This is a genomic window from Candidatus Pelagibacter sp. PS_34, assembly GCF_059417845.1.
This window is the reverse complement of sequence record NZ_CM182068.1, coordinates 713,547-728,632: the sequence shown is the minus strand read 5'-3', so window position 1 is coordinate 728,632 and position 15,086 is coordinate 713,547. Positions and strand designations below refer to the sequence as shown.

Below are 15,086 nucleotides of genomic sequence, written 5' to 3'. Positions count from 1 at the left end.
ATGAAAGTAGTTAATGATACTAGCTGTAGTTGGATTAATGACCTTGATAGAAGATCTAATATAAAATTTTTAGATAAAGAAAAATCCTGTGACTGGCTAATTATAGGTGCTGGTTATACAGGCTTGTCTGCTGCTAGAAAATTATCAGAACTACACCCAAATCAAAAAATTATTATTGTTGATGCTCAATTAGCAGGTGAGGGTGCAAGTGGAAGGAACTCAGGATATTTAGTCGATACTACCCTTAATGATGGTTTCACCTCAAATAAAGAACTTTCTAATTATAAAAAGAAAACTGACATTTATAAATTAGGAATTGATGTTGTGAAAAAGTTTATTAAAGAGCATCAGGTAGATTGTGATTGGAATGAATGTGGAAAATATTTTGCCTCATCAAATGAAAAAGATAGAAAGATACTGGATAATTTTAGCAAAACTTTATCAAAATTAAATTTTGAGCATAATATTTTAGATAAAAATGATTTAGGTAAAAGATTAGGTACGAATTTTTATAACTTAGCACTTTATACTAAGGGTGGAATTTTATTACATCCTGGAAAATTAGTCAGAGCTATGATTGACACGTTGCCAGATAATGTTGAGCTATTAGAAAACACTCAATTAAATGAATGGTCAAAAAATAAAGATACGATTATTTCTAGATTTAATAATCATAAAATAATTACTAAAAAGATTATTTTTTGCACAAATGGATTTTTAAAATCACTTGGTATTAAGAATAATTATAATTTCCCCTTAACCTTAACTGCAAGCATGACAAGACCATTAACTGATACAGAGTATAAGTCTATTGGTGAGCCTAGAGAATGGGGTGTGCTGCCTGTTAGACCAATGGGAGCAACTATTAGAATGACAAAAGATAAAAGAATTTTAATTAGAAATACTGCAGAAGCTCATAGTCCTTTTAAAATGTCAAAAATAGAGTTAGATAAAAGATCTTTAAATCAAAAACTTGGTATCAAAAAAAGGTTTCCAAGTTTAGCAGATAATATTATTGAATCTAGTTGGTCTGGGGTTGTATCTAGAACTAGAAATAGTTCACAAATTTTTGAAAAAGTAGAAGACAATGTTTTTGTGGCAGGCTGCTATAATGGTTCTGGTATTGGAGTTGGAACTTTATTTGGTGAACAGATAGCAATTAAAGCAAGTAATGAAAATAGTGATGAAATTAATATAATAGAATCTAGAACTAAACCTACTTGGCTTCCACCTCAGCCTTTTTTAAATATTGGGGTTAAAACAAGATTGATGTTTGAGAGGTTTAGATCTCGATCTGATGTGTAGTTATTGATTTCTTATAAGTGGATAAACCTTAGGGCTTAAATATTTAAAATTAGTAATCATAATTAAGATTAAAGTAGCTAGTCCAATTCCAATAGCTACCTGCAAAAATATTACTAAATCAAACTTCCAAGTGATTTGAAAAATATTTTCAATGATAAATTGTGAACCTATGACCGCAAAAAAGAGAGCTATTAGAATTATGGATGTGAATATTATAAAAAACTCAATAATTGAAGAAAGTATAACCTCAACTTTGGAAAAACCTAAAATTTTGAATATTAAATTTTGAAATTCTTTAATTTTACCCTGAACTATAATTGCACTTGAGATGACAATTAAACCAATGACTATAGTTATTGCAGAGATAACGGTTACAGCAATAAACACTTTGTTTAAAAGATCTGTTACTTTCTCCAAGTAATCAGTAATTTTTATAATAGAAAGACTAGGCATTTTATCTAGTAAAGCAGTTTCGTTAAAATTCTCTAAACTTTTAAACTTTGAAGTAGCCAAATATTCGTGAGGTATATTTTTTGCAAATTGAGGATTTAATAACATTGCAAAGTTAATAGTAAAATCTCTGTAGTCTACTAATCTAAAATTTACTATTTCACCTTCAATTTCACGTCCATAAATATTAAGAGTAAAAATATCACCAATTTTAATATCAAAATCTTTAGCAATTTTACTATCAAGTGAAATTTGAAGTTTATCAGGTCTATCTAGATCCCACCATTTGCCTTCTACAATTGGGTTATCTTTTAAAATTTTATCAGCCCAAGAAGACCTTCTGTCATTTCTGATCACCCAGTGGCTATCATTACTTGAATCGATATAAGTATTTGGATCTATTCCATTTATTTTTACAATACCTGTTGAAACCATTGGAACAATTTCAAGGTTAGCTTCTTTATCCATTTTAAAAATCAAATCTTCAAATATTTGTCTTTCATCACTTTGAATACCAATGAAAAAATAATCAGGCGCAAGTTCTGGTATAGATTTAGCAATTTCTCTTTTAAAATTTGAACCTACAAAAGCTAAAGTTAATAGTAAAGTGACCCCTAAACCTAAAGACATAATAGTTATAGGGGTAATACTTTTAGTTTGAGTAATATTTTTAACTGATACTTTAATTGAAATATTTGGATGCTCTTTAAGTCCTTTAAACAATTTAATGATTAAGTTTGATAATAAGTAGAAGACTAATAAACAAACAAAGAAAGCTCCAAAATAACCCAAACTATAAACAGGTCGAGCAGAACCGATGGTAAATAAAGAAATTAAAATTGATAATAGTAACAGACTTAAAAGAATTGATTTTTTTGAATAATAAAATTGAAGGTTTTGAAATACATTTCTAAATAAGTTTGATGCCTTAACTTGATCAATTGCATTAATGGTTGGTATAGAAAATATGATTAATACTAATAACCCTACTAAAAATACTTTGAAATAATTAAGAATAGAAAAACTACCTTCAATATTTAATCCAAGACCAGCTGACAGATAAACATCAACAATAGGAACTAGAAAGAAACTAAAAGAGTAGGCGGCAGTGGATATTAAGAATAATAGAATGAGTAATTGTAGATAGTAGACTATTTTAATATCTTTTGAGAAAAAGCCTAGAGACTTCTTAACTGCTATAGACATATTGTTCTGATTAATGAACGAAAGTAGAGTGTTAGCAATTCCAATTCCTGCAATTAACATTGCACTGATTGATACAAGAGATAAAAATTGAGAGAAATTATCAATTATTCTCTTTAAAGGACCGTCAGATTTTTCGTGATATCTAAGTCTAACCTTCTTTTCATTTTTGAATAACTGCTCAATTTTTTTAGATAAAGTATTTGGATTATCTCCCTCATTAAATTTTACTTTATACTCATAATTTAAAAAGCTCCCTAGATTATTAAGTTTTAATAATTCTAATGTTTGTTTGCCAGCTAAAGCAAAATCACCAAATACAAAAGCACCCCCAATATCAGGTACTGATTTTACGATACCAATTACAGTAAACAACTGATCTTGAACTTTGATTTTATCATTAATTTTTAAATTGAGATTTTTGAAAATGTTTTCATTAACAAGGATTGTATTCTCTATAGTTTGTAATTTTTCAAATGCACCACTTGGCTCATAACCTACCTTGCCAAATAATGGGTAATTTTGATCTACTGTTTTAATTCTAGAAAATATTGATTTATTTTTAGATTGATTGGTAGTTGAGATCATGGTGCTAAACTCAACCATTTGTGAAACAGTAGCAAATTCTTTAACTTGGTTAATTAATTCTAAGTTGCCAACATTACGATTATAGTCAATTTCAATATCTCCACCTAAAAGTGCTCTTGAATTATTATTTAATTCTTTATTCAAACTATCTTCAATGGTGAAAATTGAACTTAGGATAAATAGGCTGATAAAAAGTGTTAGAATAATACTAGAAATTTTTTTATAATTTCTACTCAAGTCTCTTAAGGCATATATCAAAGTTAACTTGTACTTCGAAAGCTTAGACAATTTTTCCATCTTTGATTTTAATTTTTCTTTTTGCTTTATTTGCAAGTTTTGGGTCATGGGTGACCATAATTAAAGATGATTTTTCTTCTTTAATATATTTGAATAAAATATCTGCAATCATTTGTGAATTTTCACTATCTAAATTTCCCGTAGGTTCATCTGCCAAAATTAGTTTAGGTTTCATGGCTATAGCTCTAGCAATTGCCACACGTTGCTGTTCACCACCTGAAAGTTGACTGGGTAAATTATTAAATCTATTTTTTAGTCCAAATCGATCCAACAACTCTTTGGCTCGTTCAGTAGGGTTTTTTAAATTATTTAACTCTAAGGTTAGAGCAACATTTTCAACAGCTGTATAATTTGGAATAAGATAGAAAGATTGAAAAACAATACCAATATTTTTTCTTCTAATTTTAGAAACTTCATCTTCACTCATTTTAGATATTTCTTGATCTTCAAAAAATATCTTACCAGAGGTTGCTTTCTCTAGTCCACCAGCAAGCATGATTAAGCTAGTTTTTCCAGATCCACTTTCACCCACTATTGAAATAGACTCATTTTTTTTAGTTTCTAAATTAACATTCTTTAAAACCTTAATAGTATCATTACCAGTTTGGTATTTAAGATTAACGTTTTTTAGCTTAAGAAGACTATCCATGATTAAAAGATTTATTATTAAAATTATTGCCGTCTGTCTAGTGAGCATAAACGTCAATGCTCTAGAAAACGTTATCTTATTTGGTGATAGCTTAATGGCAGGCTATGGTCTTCCACAGGAAAAACATTTAGCCATTGTCCTTCAAAATAATCTTAATGATAGTGGCTATGATATTGGGATTATTGATGGAAGTGTATCTGGAAGCACATCTGCTGGAGGATTAAATCGAGTTGAATGGTCTTTATCTCAACCTAATATTGACTTAATGATCTTAGGATTAGGTGCTAATGACATGTTAAGAGGAATAAGACCAATCGAGACTGAAAAAAATTTAGAAAAAATTATTCAAATAGCAAAATTAAAAAATATAGAAATAATTTTAGCAGGAATGATTGCACCAACAACTCATGGAATTAGTTATAAAAAAAAATTTGATAATATTTATCCAAGTTTAGCTCAAAAATATGAGTTAAATTTAATTCCTTTTTTATTAGAGGGAGTTGCTTTAAAACCTGAACTTAATCAAGATGACGGTATGCACCCAAATGAAAAAGGAACTTTAATTATAAGTGATACGCTTACAAAAAGTATCGTCACCTTTATAAAAAAATAGTATATTGTTTTAATTTTTTTAAAACTATACTAGAGTCCAAATAAAACAATGAAAATGTCACTATATATCTTTTTTTTTACAATTAATTTTTTTTTATTAATTTATTGTTCAATATCAATAATGTTAAATAGTTCATTATAGAATCTATTAGAGGTATAGTATTTATCAGTTCCATGAATTCCTTTTGCTAATAACTTATTACCAATAGACTCTATAGCAAAATTATTGCAGTCTTGAATATTAGGCATTAATTCAGGGTAGTATTTCCTTAACTGTTCTGTAAAAAAATAATCTTCAATATGTGAGTTAATAATTTTATTTTTAGATAGTTCAATCATTAATTTTTTATTTCTAAAACTAAAGCCTCCATTAATTATAAATTTTTTATCATCTTCAAAATTTACGCAAACAGGACCAATCATTGAAAGATCTTGAAATTCATTATTATTTATTCCTCTTAAGAAAATAGTATCTGATTGAAAAACTAATACTCTTTCACCAGGAATTTTTTTCCACAGTTCTTGATTTCTTAAAATTTCTGAATATTCATTTAAATTAATCTTTGATTTATTCAATAAGGCCTTGTGTGTGATTTTACCGAAAATTGACTCAAGGTATTCAAGGTTATTTTTTGTACTAATAACCATCAAATTAAAATGTGGTAATTTATGTAATGCATTTTTTATAACAAGAATTAAATTTAGTGATAATCTTGTATCTATAATTAACATTGTATTTTTTGAATCTTTATTATCTTTAATAAAAATTTTTTTATCTAAATATTGATTAAGAAATTTTTGACAATTAAGTTGAATCATTTGATTGAAACGTATTCTATAGTAAATACAAATATCAAGCAATCAACTGAGGTACTAAAGTTAGTTAAAGAACAACTAAATCCAACTTTTGCTTACCTAATCTTTTGTTGCCATTCTCTGTCACAAGGTAGGTTTCCCCTAAATTCATTGCTAGTTTACTATCTGAATCCATTAATATCATGTGCATGAAGAAGACATTACCTGGAACAATTTTATAAGGATTACCAGTGTATAGCATTGGCCAGTCCATCCAATTGGGTGAGAAGGTTGTCCCTAATGAATAGCCACAAGCATTCATTCTTGATTTATTGTACCCAAGATCATCAAAAGTTTTAGCATGTACATCAAATACATCACCTGCAGTTTTTCCTGGTATTAGGGTTTTTGCACAATTAGTTAAAGCCTCAAGACATGCCTCATGCATCTTAATATGCTTTGGATCAGCTTTACCAATAGGAATAGTTCTAAACATTGCAGAGTGATAATGTTTATAAGTACCAGCCCATTCAATAGTTAACTGATCAGTATCTGATAAAATTCTTTTCTCGGATTGATATCTGCATAATAATGCATTGTGTCCAGAGCCTATAATATATTCATTTGCTGGATAATCACCGCCACCTTCTAAAACAACTCTTTGCATTTCAGCTAAAATTTTTGCTTCACTAGCACCAGTTTTTGCATATTTCCAAGCCTCATCAAGCGCTTGATCTGCAAGTTCTGCAGCTTTTTTTACATAAACAATTTCTTCAGTAGATTTAACAACCCTATGTTTGGTGATTAATTCTGATTGATCTTCTACCTCACAATAACCTTCTAGCGATTTATTAAGTCTTAAAGCATTACGACCTGTCATACCGTAAGCTTCGTATTCAACTCCGATTTTTTTATCTTTTAGATTTAATTCATTTAAAATTATTTTAAGATTATCTGTAGGGTTAGACTGGTCTTTATCTACCCAAATTCTTATGTCTTCAATGTTTGATGTATTTTGTGCTTGTCTTAAATCTGGAGCCCTTGTTAAAAGAATAATATCTCCTTTATTGTCCAATATTAATGTTTGAAAGAAAACATAACCAAAGGTATCGTAGCCTGTAAGCCAAAACATAGATTCTTGACGAAACATTAAAAGAGCATCAAGATTATGCTCTTTCATTGATTTTAATGTAGCCAGTTTTCTTTTCTCAAATTCTTGTTTGCTAAAATGAAGTGCCATAATAAAAACTATAACTTTTAAAAATATTAATCACAAGTAGCCATAAATTAAGATTTTTTTTGGTAAAACGAACCCAAATTATTGTTAAATACTAAGGTTTTTTAAATGATAATCTAAAATTAATGAATAATAGCTTTAGCTGAACCTAGTTGATCAACTTTTCCAGTATAAAGACCTTTACCAAGGATTGGAACAACACCAACAGTCGATCCTGTAAATACATAAAAATCTTTATCAAGAGTGACTTTATCTTTTTTTAATTCATTCAAAACAAATCTAAGTGAGTTTAATGGGTTTATATAAACGGTATTTGTATTTCCATTAATACTTTGTCCAATTTTTTTATTAGCAATATTTGTCTTTAAATTTCCAATATTAATTTTTTTATATTTTTTCTTTTGCCCAATTAAAAACTTAACATTAGCACCAAAGTCACTACATAAATCTCCAAAACTAGTAATGCCTTTTTTCTTTTGCCTGTAACCAATAACCTCAATACAAGCTGCCATGTGAGAAATATGTTTTGTTATATTTTTCGTTGTAATTAATCCTTTTGATGAGAAAAAGTTTTTCTTAATTAGGTAACAAACCTCAAGTTCTATCCCTAAAGTTGATTTATTAATTTTTACTTTTTTTCCACTTTTTATAAAATTCTTTTTAAAGATTGCAGCATAGAAAGGTTTTTTTTCTTTAAGTTTTTTCATGACGGGTATACCTGTCCCTGCAGCTTTAAATCCTATTATTGGATCTTTAACTTTACTCTCGCATAATTTTCTTAGCTTTTGAGCTTCATTTAATGTTTTTGTAAATTTTATTGGGAGTGGTGCAATAATTTTATTGTTAACAAATGCATTAACTAATTTATCTGCTGTTTTTTCTAATATGGTTTTTTTCATTATTGAATGTTTAATATAGTTGCAGGATCTAGTCTAGTACCAAACCAATTAAGTCTTACATCAAGATGAGGTCCTGTTGATCTACCAGAGGAACCAACTGTAGCAATGATATCTCCTTTTTTAACATGGTCACCTACATTTACAAAAATTTCATCCATATGCATGTAAAGAGTTGAAACACCATGACCGTGGTCAAATATTAAAGTTGCTCCAGTATAAAATAAGTCCTTTTCAGCTAGAGTAACAACACCGTTATTCATTGCTTTAACTGGAGTACCTTTTTTTTGAGCAAAATCTAAACCATAATGAGGCCATTTGGGTATGCCATTTAAAATTCTTTGACTACCATAAACACCAGTAATTATTGCATCATCAACTGGGATAATAAACTTTTCTTTAAAAAACTGTAAGTCACTTTCAATTTCTCTTGCATCAGCTATTAATTTGTTTTCCTTTTTTATTCTTGCATAAAATTCTTCAGGTGGTGTAACTTTTTTTTTAGGTAAGCCTTCAATTTTTTGAATATTATATTTTCTTTTTTTAATTTTTTTTATAATTTTGTTATTATTTTCAGTAATTGTAATGTCAAATTTTCTATCTTTTTCAATTCCAAATGCAAAATAACCATCTTTTGTGACTTTAACTTTTTTTTTATCTACAAAAATTGATGAACCAGGCTCAGTTTTTCCAATAATGTAATGTCCTTGAATGAATTTTCCCTGAAACTCTACTGCAAAAGATTGAGTTGAAAAAAATAACGCTACTAATGAAAGTAATCTATATATTACTTTGCTGTCCATCCACCGTCTACTAGGATTGATGTGGCTGTAATCATCGATGAAGCGGATGAAGCTAAAAAACAAACGCTTGTTGCAACATCACTTTCTGTTGCTAATTTTCCCATAGGAATATTCCCTAAAGCTAGTTTTTTAAATTCTTTATTTTTAAAAAATCTTTTAACCATTGGTGTAGCTACAAAAGTAGGGGCCACCGTATTTACTCTAATATTGTTTTTTGCAAGCTCAACACCCATACCCTTAGTCAAACCTTCAATACCAAATTTTGTCATATTATAAACATTTCTACCAGACATTCCAACATGACCAAGTTGAGATGACATATTGATAATAGATCCACCTCTTTTTTTATTCTTTAACATTTTTTTAACAACTAATTGAGCAACATTAAAAGCAGCTTTAAGGTTTAAATCTACTAAGTAGTTCATACTTTCTTGTTTAATTTTTTCAAAAGGTTCTGGAATATTTGTCCCAGCATTATTAACCAAAATATCTATAATCTTAATCTTATCTAGTTTTTCTTTAAGATCTTCATAATTCATTACATCACAATTAACTTTGATAACTTTACCTTTTATCTTTTTTATTTCTTTTTCAAGTTTATCAAGATCTGATTGAGTTCTACTTAAAGCAATGATTGTAGCTCCAGCTTCAGCTAGAGCAATTGAGCAGGCTCTTCCCAATCCTTTGCCAGCACCTGTAACTAATGCATATTTGTTTTTAAGATTTATTTTTTGTAAGTACATTTAAATAAATAACTTTAAATCAGTATAAATTAATTCGATAGCAACAACCAGTATAGCAATTAAACCAATCCAGGCTATCCATTTATATTCATTAATCCATCTTGAAATTACAGTAGCTGCTGTTGCCATAAGAATTATTGATAAAGCTAAACCAAATATTAATAATACATAGTGATCACCAGCAGCACCAGCTACACCTAAAACATTATCCAAACTCATCGTAAAATCAGCAAGTAAAACTGTCCATATAGCTTTCATAAAGCTTGAATTATCTACTTTAATATCTTCTTCACCTGACTGACCTTTAATTACATCTGTGTAGAGTTTGTAGACTATATAAAGAAGAAGCAATCCTCCTATTAATCTTAATCCTGTTATTTGTAATAAATAAGCAGTTAACATGGTTAAGATAATTCTTAAAATTACTGCACCACCTATCCCCCAAAAAATTACTTTTTTTCTTTGTTCGGGTGGAAATTTAGAGGCAACCATTCCAATAATAATGGCATTATCACCAGCTAATACTAAATCGATAAATATAATTTGGCCTAAAATTACAAGTTGTTCAGGTCCGAATAATTCTGCAAACATCAGCTGCTTAGTATCATATCAGCACCTTTTTCTGCAATCATTATTGTTGGTGCATTAGTATTACCAGAGGTGATATTGGGCATGATTGATGCATCTATTACTCTTAAATTTTTAATTCCATGAACTTTTAGCTGATCATCAACAACGGCCATATCATCTTGACCCATTTTACATGTTCCAACAGGATGAAAAATAGTTTGAGCATAATCTGCTGCTGCTTTTAAAATATCTTCATCTTCTGTTAAATGAATTCCAGGTCGGTATTCTTCTGGGCTAAATTTTTTAAATGTCTCAGATTCTAAAACAATTTTTCTTGTTAATTTAAGACCAGCTGCTGCAATTCTTCTATCTTCATCTGTGGATAAATAATTCATTTTTATTTTTGCGTAAGTTCGTGAATCTTTATCTGTTATACTAATATGACCTCTACTAGTTGGTCTAATTTGTGAAACCGTTGGAGTGAAACCATGAAAATCATGGTTTTTGGTTGCACCTAATGTATCCATACTCATAGGCTGAACATGCCATTGTAAATCTGGTAACTCTAAAGAAGGGTCACTTTTTGCAAACATACCTAGTTGGCTTGCACCTATAGTCATAGGACCACTTCTATTAAAGACATACTCTAATCCAATTAACAAGTTACCAAATAGGCTATTAATTTTTTTATTTAAGGATTTGATATTTTGAATTTTATAAATTGGTCTAAACATTAAATGGTCTTGTAAATTTTCACCCACACCTTTTAATTCATGAACTATTTTAATTCCTAATTCTTTTAATTTATTAGAATTTCCTATTCCAGAAACTTGTAATAATTGAGGTGAGCCGATTGCTCCTGAAGATAAAATTATTTCTTTATTCGCACTTACAGTAAATAATTCATTTTCAATCCAATATTCAACTTCTTTAGCAACTTTATTTTCAAAGTTAATTTTCTTAACATGAGCTTTTATAATTATTTTTAAATTAGATCTCTTTTTAACAGGGTTTAAATAACCAACAGCAGTGCTACATCTAAATCCACTTTTCTCTGTTACTTGATAATATCCACAACCATGATTATCACCTGTATTAAAATCTTTTGTCTTTGGAATGCCAAATTCTTGAGCAGCATTTTGAAATTCATTTAATAGAGGAAGACTCATTCTTTGATTTTCTATTGAAAGAGGCCCACCAACACCATGGAATTCATTTTCTCCTCGTTCTTGATTTTCAGCTTTGATGAAATAAGGTAATACATCTTCCCAACTCCAACCTTTATTTCCTAGCTGTCTCCAAACATCATAGTCTCTGTGTTGACCTCTTATATAAAGTAATCCATTTATTGATGAGCTACCTCCAAGAGTTTTTCCTCTAGGATACCTTATGGACCTATTGTTCATAGTTTCATCCGGTTCTGTATTATAACACCAATCAACATTGGGGTTATGCATAGTTTTGAAATATCCTACTGGTATATGAATCCATGGGTAATTGTCTTTGCCACCTGCTTCAATTAAAAGAACTTTGTTTTTTGGATTTTCTGACAATCTATTTGCAAGAACACAACCTGCTGATCCAGCTCCTAAAATAATATAATCAAAATTTTCCATCAATTTAGAATGTTTATAATCACAAAATCAAAAAATTCTAGTGTTACCAGTGTTAATAGAGTGAAAATTTAAAATATTAACTCTTGTTTAAAATATAGTTTTTTGAGAAGGTTCTTTTTTTATAAAAAAACACAACAAGAGGGAAAATATAAATATGAAAAAAATCATATCTTTGTTTGTTGGATCGCTTCTACTTACTGTAATGACAGTAACGGGTGCATCTGCACAAACTCTTAAGTGTCAAACAGTAATTAGTTCAAAAGCTGATGAAGTGATAATGTTGAAAGACTTCACTGATACAGTAACAGAATTAACTGGTGGATCGCTTAAGTTTGAAATTATGCCAGCTGGATCTGTAGTGGGTGTAAAAGAAACTTTAGATGCAGTTGATAAAGGATTAATCGATTGTGGTTTTGCTTGGACTCACTATTGGTCAGGCGATCACCCAGCAGCTATGTTATTTGGTTCGCCAGTAGCAGGTGCAGGTGTTGGTATCGATAACATCGCTTTTTTATCTTGGTTCCAATATGGTGGTGGTAAAGAACTTTACGACCAACTATGGTCTGAGATGGGAAGAGACATCAAAGGATTTATGTTACAACCAGTAGGACCTGAAGCTTTAGGTTGGTTCAAAGAGCCAATTAATAGCATGGCCGACTTTAGAAAGTACAAGTTCAGAACTCCTCCGGGAATTCCTGGCCAAACTTATAAAGACATTGGTGTAGCTTCTGTTGCAATGGGTGGTGGAGATATTTTACCAGCACTTGAAGCAGGAACAATTGATGCTGCTGAATGGTGTTGTCCTAAGCCAGACATGACATTCGGTTTCCAGAAAGTTCTAAAACATTACTATCTACAAGGTCTTCACCAAGTAGTAGTAAATGCTGATTTCTACATTACAGGATCTAAGTATAAAAAGATGTCTGCTTTAGAGAAAAAAGCTTTAGAAGTTGCTGCGAATGCATCTCTATCAAAATCTATGAGTTACAGAATATATGAAAACGGAAAAGCTCTTGCTGAGTTGACTGGAAAACACGGTGTGATTTTACATGATACTCCAGCAGATTATTTCCCAGCATATATGGCTGCTGCAAAAGCAAGTCTAGAAAAAAATGCTAATGAGAACAAATTCTTTAAAGAAGTTTGGGACTCTCAAAAAGCGTTTGCTGATATTGCAGTTCCTTTCTGGTCTGGATCTCAAATGTCTAATGCTAAGCTAGGAATGGCTCACGCAGCTACTTTAAAGTAGTATTTAGATAAAAAATAAATATAACTAGAGCGGATTTTACGATCCGCTTTAGTTTTTTTTTAAATATTTATGCCAAGAAACCACAAATCTAAAAAACCTCTTAAATCTATAAAGCCTATGAAACTAGACATTTCAGATGAAATGATTGCTGAAAGAAGAGGTGGTTCAGGTAAAATGCCAAGAAATATGCCTAAGTGGATGGCATTAGCAATTACAAAAATTGATTTATTTAATAAATGGGTTGGCAACACAGTTTGCTGGATTACTATACCGTTAATATTTGCAATGGTTTATGAAGTTTTAGCCAGAAAACTTTTCAATGCACCGACTATGTGGGCTTATGACATGAGTAGATTTATGTATGGAGCCTTATTTATGTTGGGAGCTGGTTATGCGCTTTCAAAAGGTGTTCATATAAGAGCAGACTTTTTATACAGAAATTTTAAAACCAAAAACCAAGGAAGAATAGATTTTTGGCTTTACCTAATATTTTATTTTCCAGGACTAAGTGTATTTCTTTACATGTCAACTGGCTTTCTTCAAGAGTCTATCATGAGAGGTGAAAAGGGTATGGACACAGCATGGATGCCTTATATGTGGCCAATTAAAGCTTGTTTGTTTGTCGGAATTATTCTTTTGATTGTTCAAGGGATATCGGAATTATTTAAAAGTTATTGGGCAGCTACTAAAGGTAAGTGGCCTGGAGAGGAGAAATAATGTTAGCTGAATTTATGGATCCTGCTTTATTAGGATTTATTCTTATAGGAGTAATGCTTTTTTCAATTTTTGTAGGTTTTCCAATTTCTTTTACCTTAATTTTCTTAGGTTTTGTATTTGGTTATTTGGGATTTGGTAAATTAGTATTCTATTTAATGACCTTGCAGTTTTCTATGGTCATGACAGAGCAAACACTTGCTGCAGTTCCCCTCTTTGTCTTTATGGGAATTATGATGGAACAAGCTGGATTAATGGAAAGATTATTCTCAGCTTTCCAACTCATGCTAGCTAAAGTAAGAGGCTCACTTTATTATGCTGTGCTTTTCGTTTCTGTAGTTTTTGCTGCAGCAACCGGAATTGTTGGTGCATCAGTTACCATTCTTGGGATCATGGCTGCAAAATCAATGAATAAGTCAGGATATAATGTGAGATTAGCAGCTGGAACTATTACTGCTGGTGGTACACTTGGAATTTTAATCCCACCTAGCATTATGCTTGTTGTGATGGGTCCAATAATGGAAATTCCTGTAACAGATTTGTTCGCTGCAGCAATAATACCAGGTGTATTGCTTGCAACTCTTTATGCGGCATACACAACAATTAGATGTTGGATAGATCCAAGTTTAGGACCCGTATTACCAAAAGAATTAAGAGCAACAAGTATGAAAGAAGTTTGGGTTGAATTTTTCTTAGGATTAGTTCCACCTGCAGCATTAGTGTTTGCTGCTCTTGGAAGTATCTTGTTTGGATTTGCAACACCAACAGAGGCTGCAGGGTGTGGAGCTATGGGATCTTTACTTTTAGCTTTAGCTTATAGAAAATTAACTTTCAAAAAATTACAAGACTCTCTTGTTAAAACATTAGAAATAGCAGCATTAATTATGGTTTTAGTTGCTGCATCTAACTTCTTTGGAGCTGTATTTTCAAGACTTGGAACACCCATGCTTCTTACAGAATTTTTACTTGGTCTAGAGATGAACAGATACTTAATTCTTGCAATGATTATGGTTATAATTTTTCTTTTAGGTTGGCCTCTAGAATGGGTACCAATCGTAATGATAATAGTTCCAATCATATTGCCTTTAGTAGAAGCGCTTGGTTTTAATTTAACTTGGTTTGCAATACTTGTTGCAGTTAATCTCCAGACAGCCTGGCTCTCACCACCAGTCGCCTTATCAGCATATTTTCTTAAAGGTGTTGTTCCAGAGTGGGATCTTAAAGATATTTACTACGGCATGATGCAATTTATGGTAATTCAAATTATAGGATTGATTTTAATAATAATCTTCCCACAAATAGCTTTATGGTTACCAACCTATCTATATGGACAGTAGAACTTATTAGTTTATTATAGTT

General features: G+C 30.5%; 14 protein-coding genes. 5 read left to right on the top strand and 9 right to left on the bottom strand.

Annotation, left to right across the window (positions count from 1 at the left end; genetic code table 11):
* Positions 1 to 1,305, top strand: a complete 1,305-nt coding sequence (locus tag AC5SL3_RS03925; RefSeq protein WP_494577535.1) for an NAD(P)/FAD-dependent oxidoreductase — start codon at positions 1 to 3, stop codon at positions 1,303 to 1,305.
* On the opposite strand, the gene AC5SL3_RS03920 is transcribed toward AC5SL3_RS03925, so the two are convergent.
* Together AC5SL3_RS03920 and AC5SL3_RS03915 are read right to left on the bottom strand one after the other, a co-directional pair.
* Positions 1,306 to 3,891, bottom strand: coding sequence for an ABC transporter permease (locus tag AC5SL3_RS03920; protein WP_494577533.1), 2,586 nt, complete (start codon positions 3,889 to 3,891; stop codon positions 1,306 to 1,308). It abuts the gene before it with no gap.
* Positions 3,827 to 4,492: an ABC transporter ATP-binding protein gene (locus AC5SL3_RS03915; RefSeq protein ID WP_006997068.1), complete on the bottom strand. Its 666-nt coding sequence runs from the start codon at positions 4,490 to 4,492 to the stop codon at positions 3,827 to 3,829. Before AC5SL3_RS03915 ends, AC5SL3_RS03920 begins: the two co-directional genes overlap by 65 nt.
* Here AC5SL3_RS03915 and AC5SL3_RS03910 point away from each other — a divergent pair.
* Positions 4,491 to 5,105, top strand: coding sequence for an arylesterase (locus AC5SL3_RS03910; protein ID WP_494577531.1), 615 nt, complete (start codon positions 4,491 to 4,493; stop codon positions 5,103 to 5,105). The two genes, AC5SL3_RS03915 and AC5SL3_RS03910, sit on opposite strands and share 2 nt — an antisense overlap.
* 101 nt (positions 5,106 to 5,206) lie before the next feature.
* Here AC5SL3_RS03910 and AC5SL3_RS03905 read toward each other — a convergent pair whose 3' ends face one another.
* The 7 genes from AC5SL3_RS03905 to AC5SL3_RS03875 form a co-directional block, all read right to left on the bottom strand.
* On the bottom strand, positions 5,207 to 5,923 hold the full coding sequence (locus tag AC5SL3_RS03905) for a DUF5672 family protein (RefSeq protein ID WP_494577529.1): 717 nt from the start codon (positions 5,921 to 5,923) through the stop codon (positions 5,207 to 5,209).
* 64 nt (positions 5,924 to 5,987) lie between these two features.
* On the bottom strand, positions 5,988 to 7,139 hold the full coding sequence (locus tag AC5SL3_RS03900; protein ID WP_494577528.1) for a M24 family metallopeptidase: 1,152 nt from the start codon (positions 7,137 to 7,139) through the stop codon (positions 5,988 to 5,990).
* Between the two features lie 119 nt (positions 7,140 to 7,258).
* On the bottom strand, positions 7,259 to 8,035 hold the full coding sequence (locus AC5SL3_RS03895) for a fumarylacetoacetate hydrolase (RefSeq protein ID WP_494577526.1): 777 nt from the start codon (positions 8,033 to 8,035) through the stop codon (positions 7,259 to 7,261).
* On the bottom strand, positions 8,035 to 8,835 hold the full coding sequence (locus AC5SL3_RS03890; RefSeq protein ID WP_018414037.1) for a M23 family metallopeptidase: 801 nt from the start codon (positions 8,833 to 8,835) through the stop codon (positions 8,035 to 8,037). The genes AC5SL3_RS03895 and AC5SL3_RS03890 overlap by 1 nt, the downstream gene beginning before the upstream one ends.
* A complete protein-coding gene (locus AC5SL3_RS03885) occupies positions 8,820 to 9,578 on the bottom strand; it encodes an SDR family NAD(P)-dependent oxidoreductase (RefSeq protein ID WP_018414038.1) in 759 nt (252 codons plus the stop codon). Before AC5SL3_RS03885 ends, AC5SL3_RS03890 begins: the two co-directional genes overlap by 16 nt.
* On the bottom strand, positions 9,579 to 10,169 hold the full coding sequence (locus tag AC5SL3_RS03880; protein WP_271564767.1) for a TerC family protein: 591 nt from the start codon (positions 10,167 to 10,169) through the stop codon (positions 9,579 to 9,581).
* Positions 10,169 to 11,764, bottom strand: a complete 1,596-nt coding sequence (locus AC5SL3_RS03875) for a GMC family oxidoreductase (protein ID WP_494577524.1) — start codon at positions 11,762 to 11,764, stop codon at positions 10,169 to 10,171. The genes AC5SL3_RS03880 and AC5SL3_RS03875 overlap by 1 nt, the downstream gene beginning before the upstream one ends.
* 154 nt (positions 11,765 to 11,918) lie before the next feature.
* Between AC5SL3_RS03875 and AC5SL3_RS03870 the strand changes: the two genes are divergently transcribed.
* The 3 genes from AC5SL3_RS03870 (at position 11,919) to AC5SL3_RS03860 (ending at position 15,064) form a co-directional block, all read left to right on the top strand.
* Positions 11,919 to 13,013, top strand: coding sequence for a TRAP transporter substrate-binding protein (locus AC5SL3_RS03870; protein WP_494577522.1), 1,095 nt, complete (start codon positions 11,919 to 11,921; stop codon positions 13,011 to 13,013).
* A gap of 69 nt (positions 13,014 to 13,082) precedes the next feature.
* Positions 13,083 to 13,730: a TRAP transporter small permease subunit gene (locus tag AC5SL3_RS03865; protein ID WP_034391601.1), complete on the top strand. Its 648-nt coding sequence runs from the start codon at positions 13,083 to 13,085 to the stop codon at positions 13,728 to 13,730.
* Positions 13,730 to 15,064: a TRAP transporter large permease gene (locus AC5SL3_RS03860; RefSeq protein ID WP_018414043.1), complete on the top strand. Its 1,335-nt coding sequence runs from the start codon at positions 13,730 to 13,732 to the stop codon at positions 15,062 to 15,064. The genes AC5SL3_RS03865 and AC5SL3_RS03860 overlap by 1 nt, the downstream gene beginning before the upstream one ends.
* Positions 15,065 to 15,086: the final 22 nt, after the last annotated feature.

Excerpts from the sequence above, each read along its gene's own strand:
- AC5SL3_RS03925 (WP_494577535.1), top strand. The coding sequence starts at position 1 with ATGAAAGTAGTTAATGATACTAGCTGTAGTTGGATTAATGACCTTGAT.
- AC5SL3_RS03920 (WP_494577533.1), bottom strand. The coding sequence starts at position 3,891 with ATGACCCAAAACTTGCAAATAAAGCAAAAAGAAAAATTAAAATCAAAG.
- AC5SL3_RS03910 (WP_494577531.1), top strand. The coding sequence starts at position 4,491 with ATGATTAAAAGATTTATTATTAAAATTATTGCCGTCTGTCTAGTGAGC.
- AC5SL3_RS03915 (WP_006997068.1), bottom strand. The coding sequence starts at position 4,492 with ATGGATAGTCTTCTTAAGCTAAAAAACGTTAATCTTAAATACCAAACT.
- AC5SL3_RS03905 (WP_494577529.1), bottom strand. The coding sequence starts at position 5,923 with ATGATTCAACTTAATTGTCAAAAATTTCTTAATCAATATTTAGATAAA.
- AC5SL3_RS03900 (WP_494577528.1), bottom strand. The coding sequence starts at position 7,139 with ATGGCACTTCATTTTAGCAAACAAGAATTTGAGAAAAGAAAACTGGCT.
- AC5SL3_RS03895 (WP_494577526.1), bottom strand. The coding sequence starts at position 8,035 with ATGAAAAAAACCATATTAGAAAAAACAGCAGATAAATTAGTTAATGCA.
- AC5SL3_RS03890 (WP_018414037.1), bottom strand. The coding sequence starts at position 8,835 with ATGGACAGCAAAGTAATATATAGATTACTTTCATTAGTAGCGTTATTT.
- AC5SL3_RS03885 (WP_018414038.1), bottom strand. The coding sequence starts at position 9,578 with ATGTACTTACAAAAAATAAATCTTAAAAACAAATATGCATTAGTTACA.
- AC5SL3_RS03880 (WP_271564767.1), bottom strand. The coding sequence starts at position 10,169 with ATGTTTGCAGAATTATTCGGACCTGAACAACTTGTAATTTTAGGCCAA.
- AC5SL3_RS03875 (WP_494577524.1), bottom strand. The coding sequence starts at position 11,764 with ATGGAAAATTTTGATTATATTATTTTAGGAGCTGGATCAGCAGGTTGT.
- AC5SL3_RS03870 (WP_494577522.1), top strand. The coding sequence starts at position 11,919 with ATGAAAAAAATCATATCTTTGTTTGTTGGATCGCTTCTACTTACTGTA.
- AC5SL3_RS03865 (WP_034391601.1), top strand. The coding sequence starts at position 13,083 with ATGCCAAGAAACCACAAATCTAAAAAACCTCTTAAATCTATAAAGCCT.
- AC5SL3_RS03860 (WP_018414043.1), top strand. The coding sequence starts at position 13,730 with ATGTTAGCTGAATTTATGGATCCTGCTTTATTAGGATTTATTCTTATA.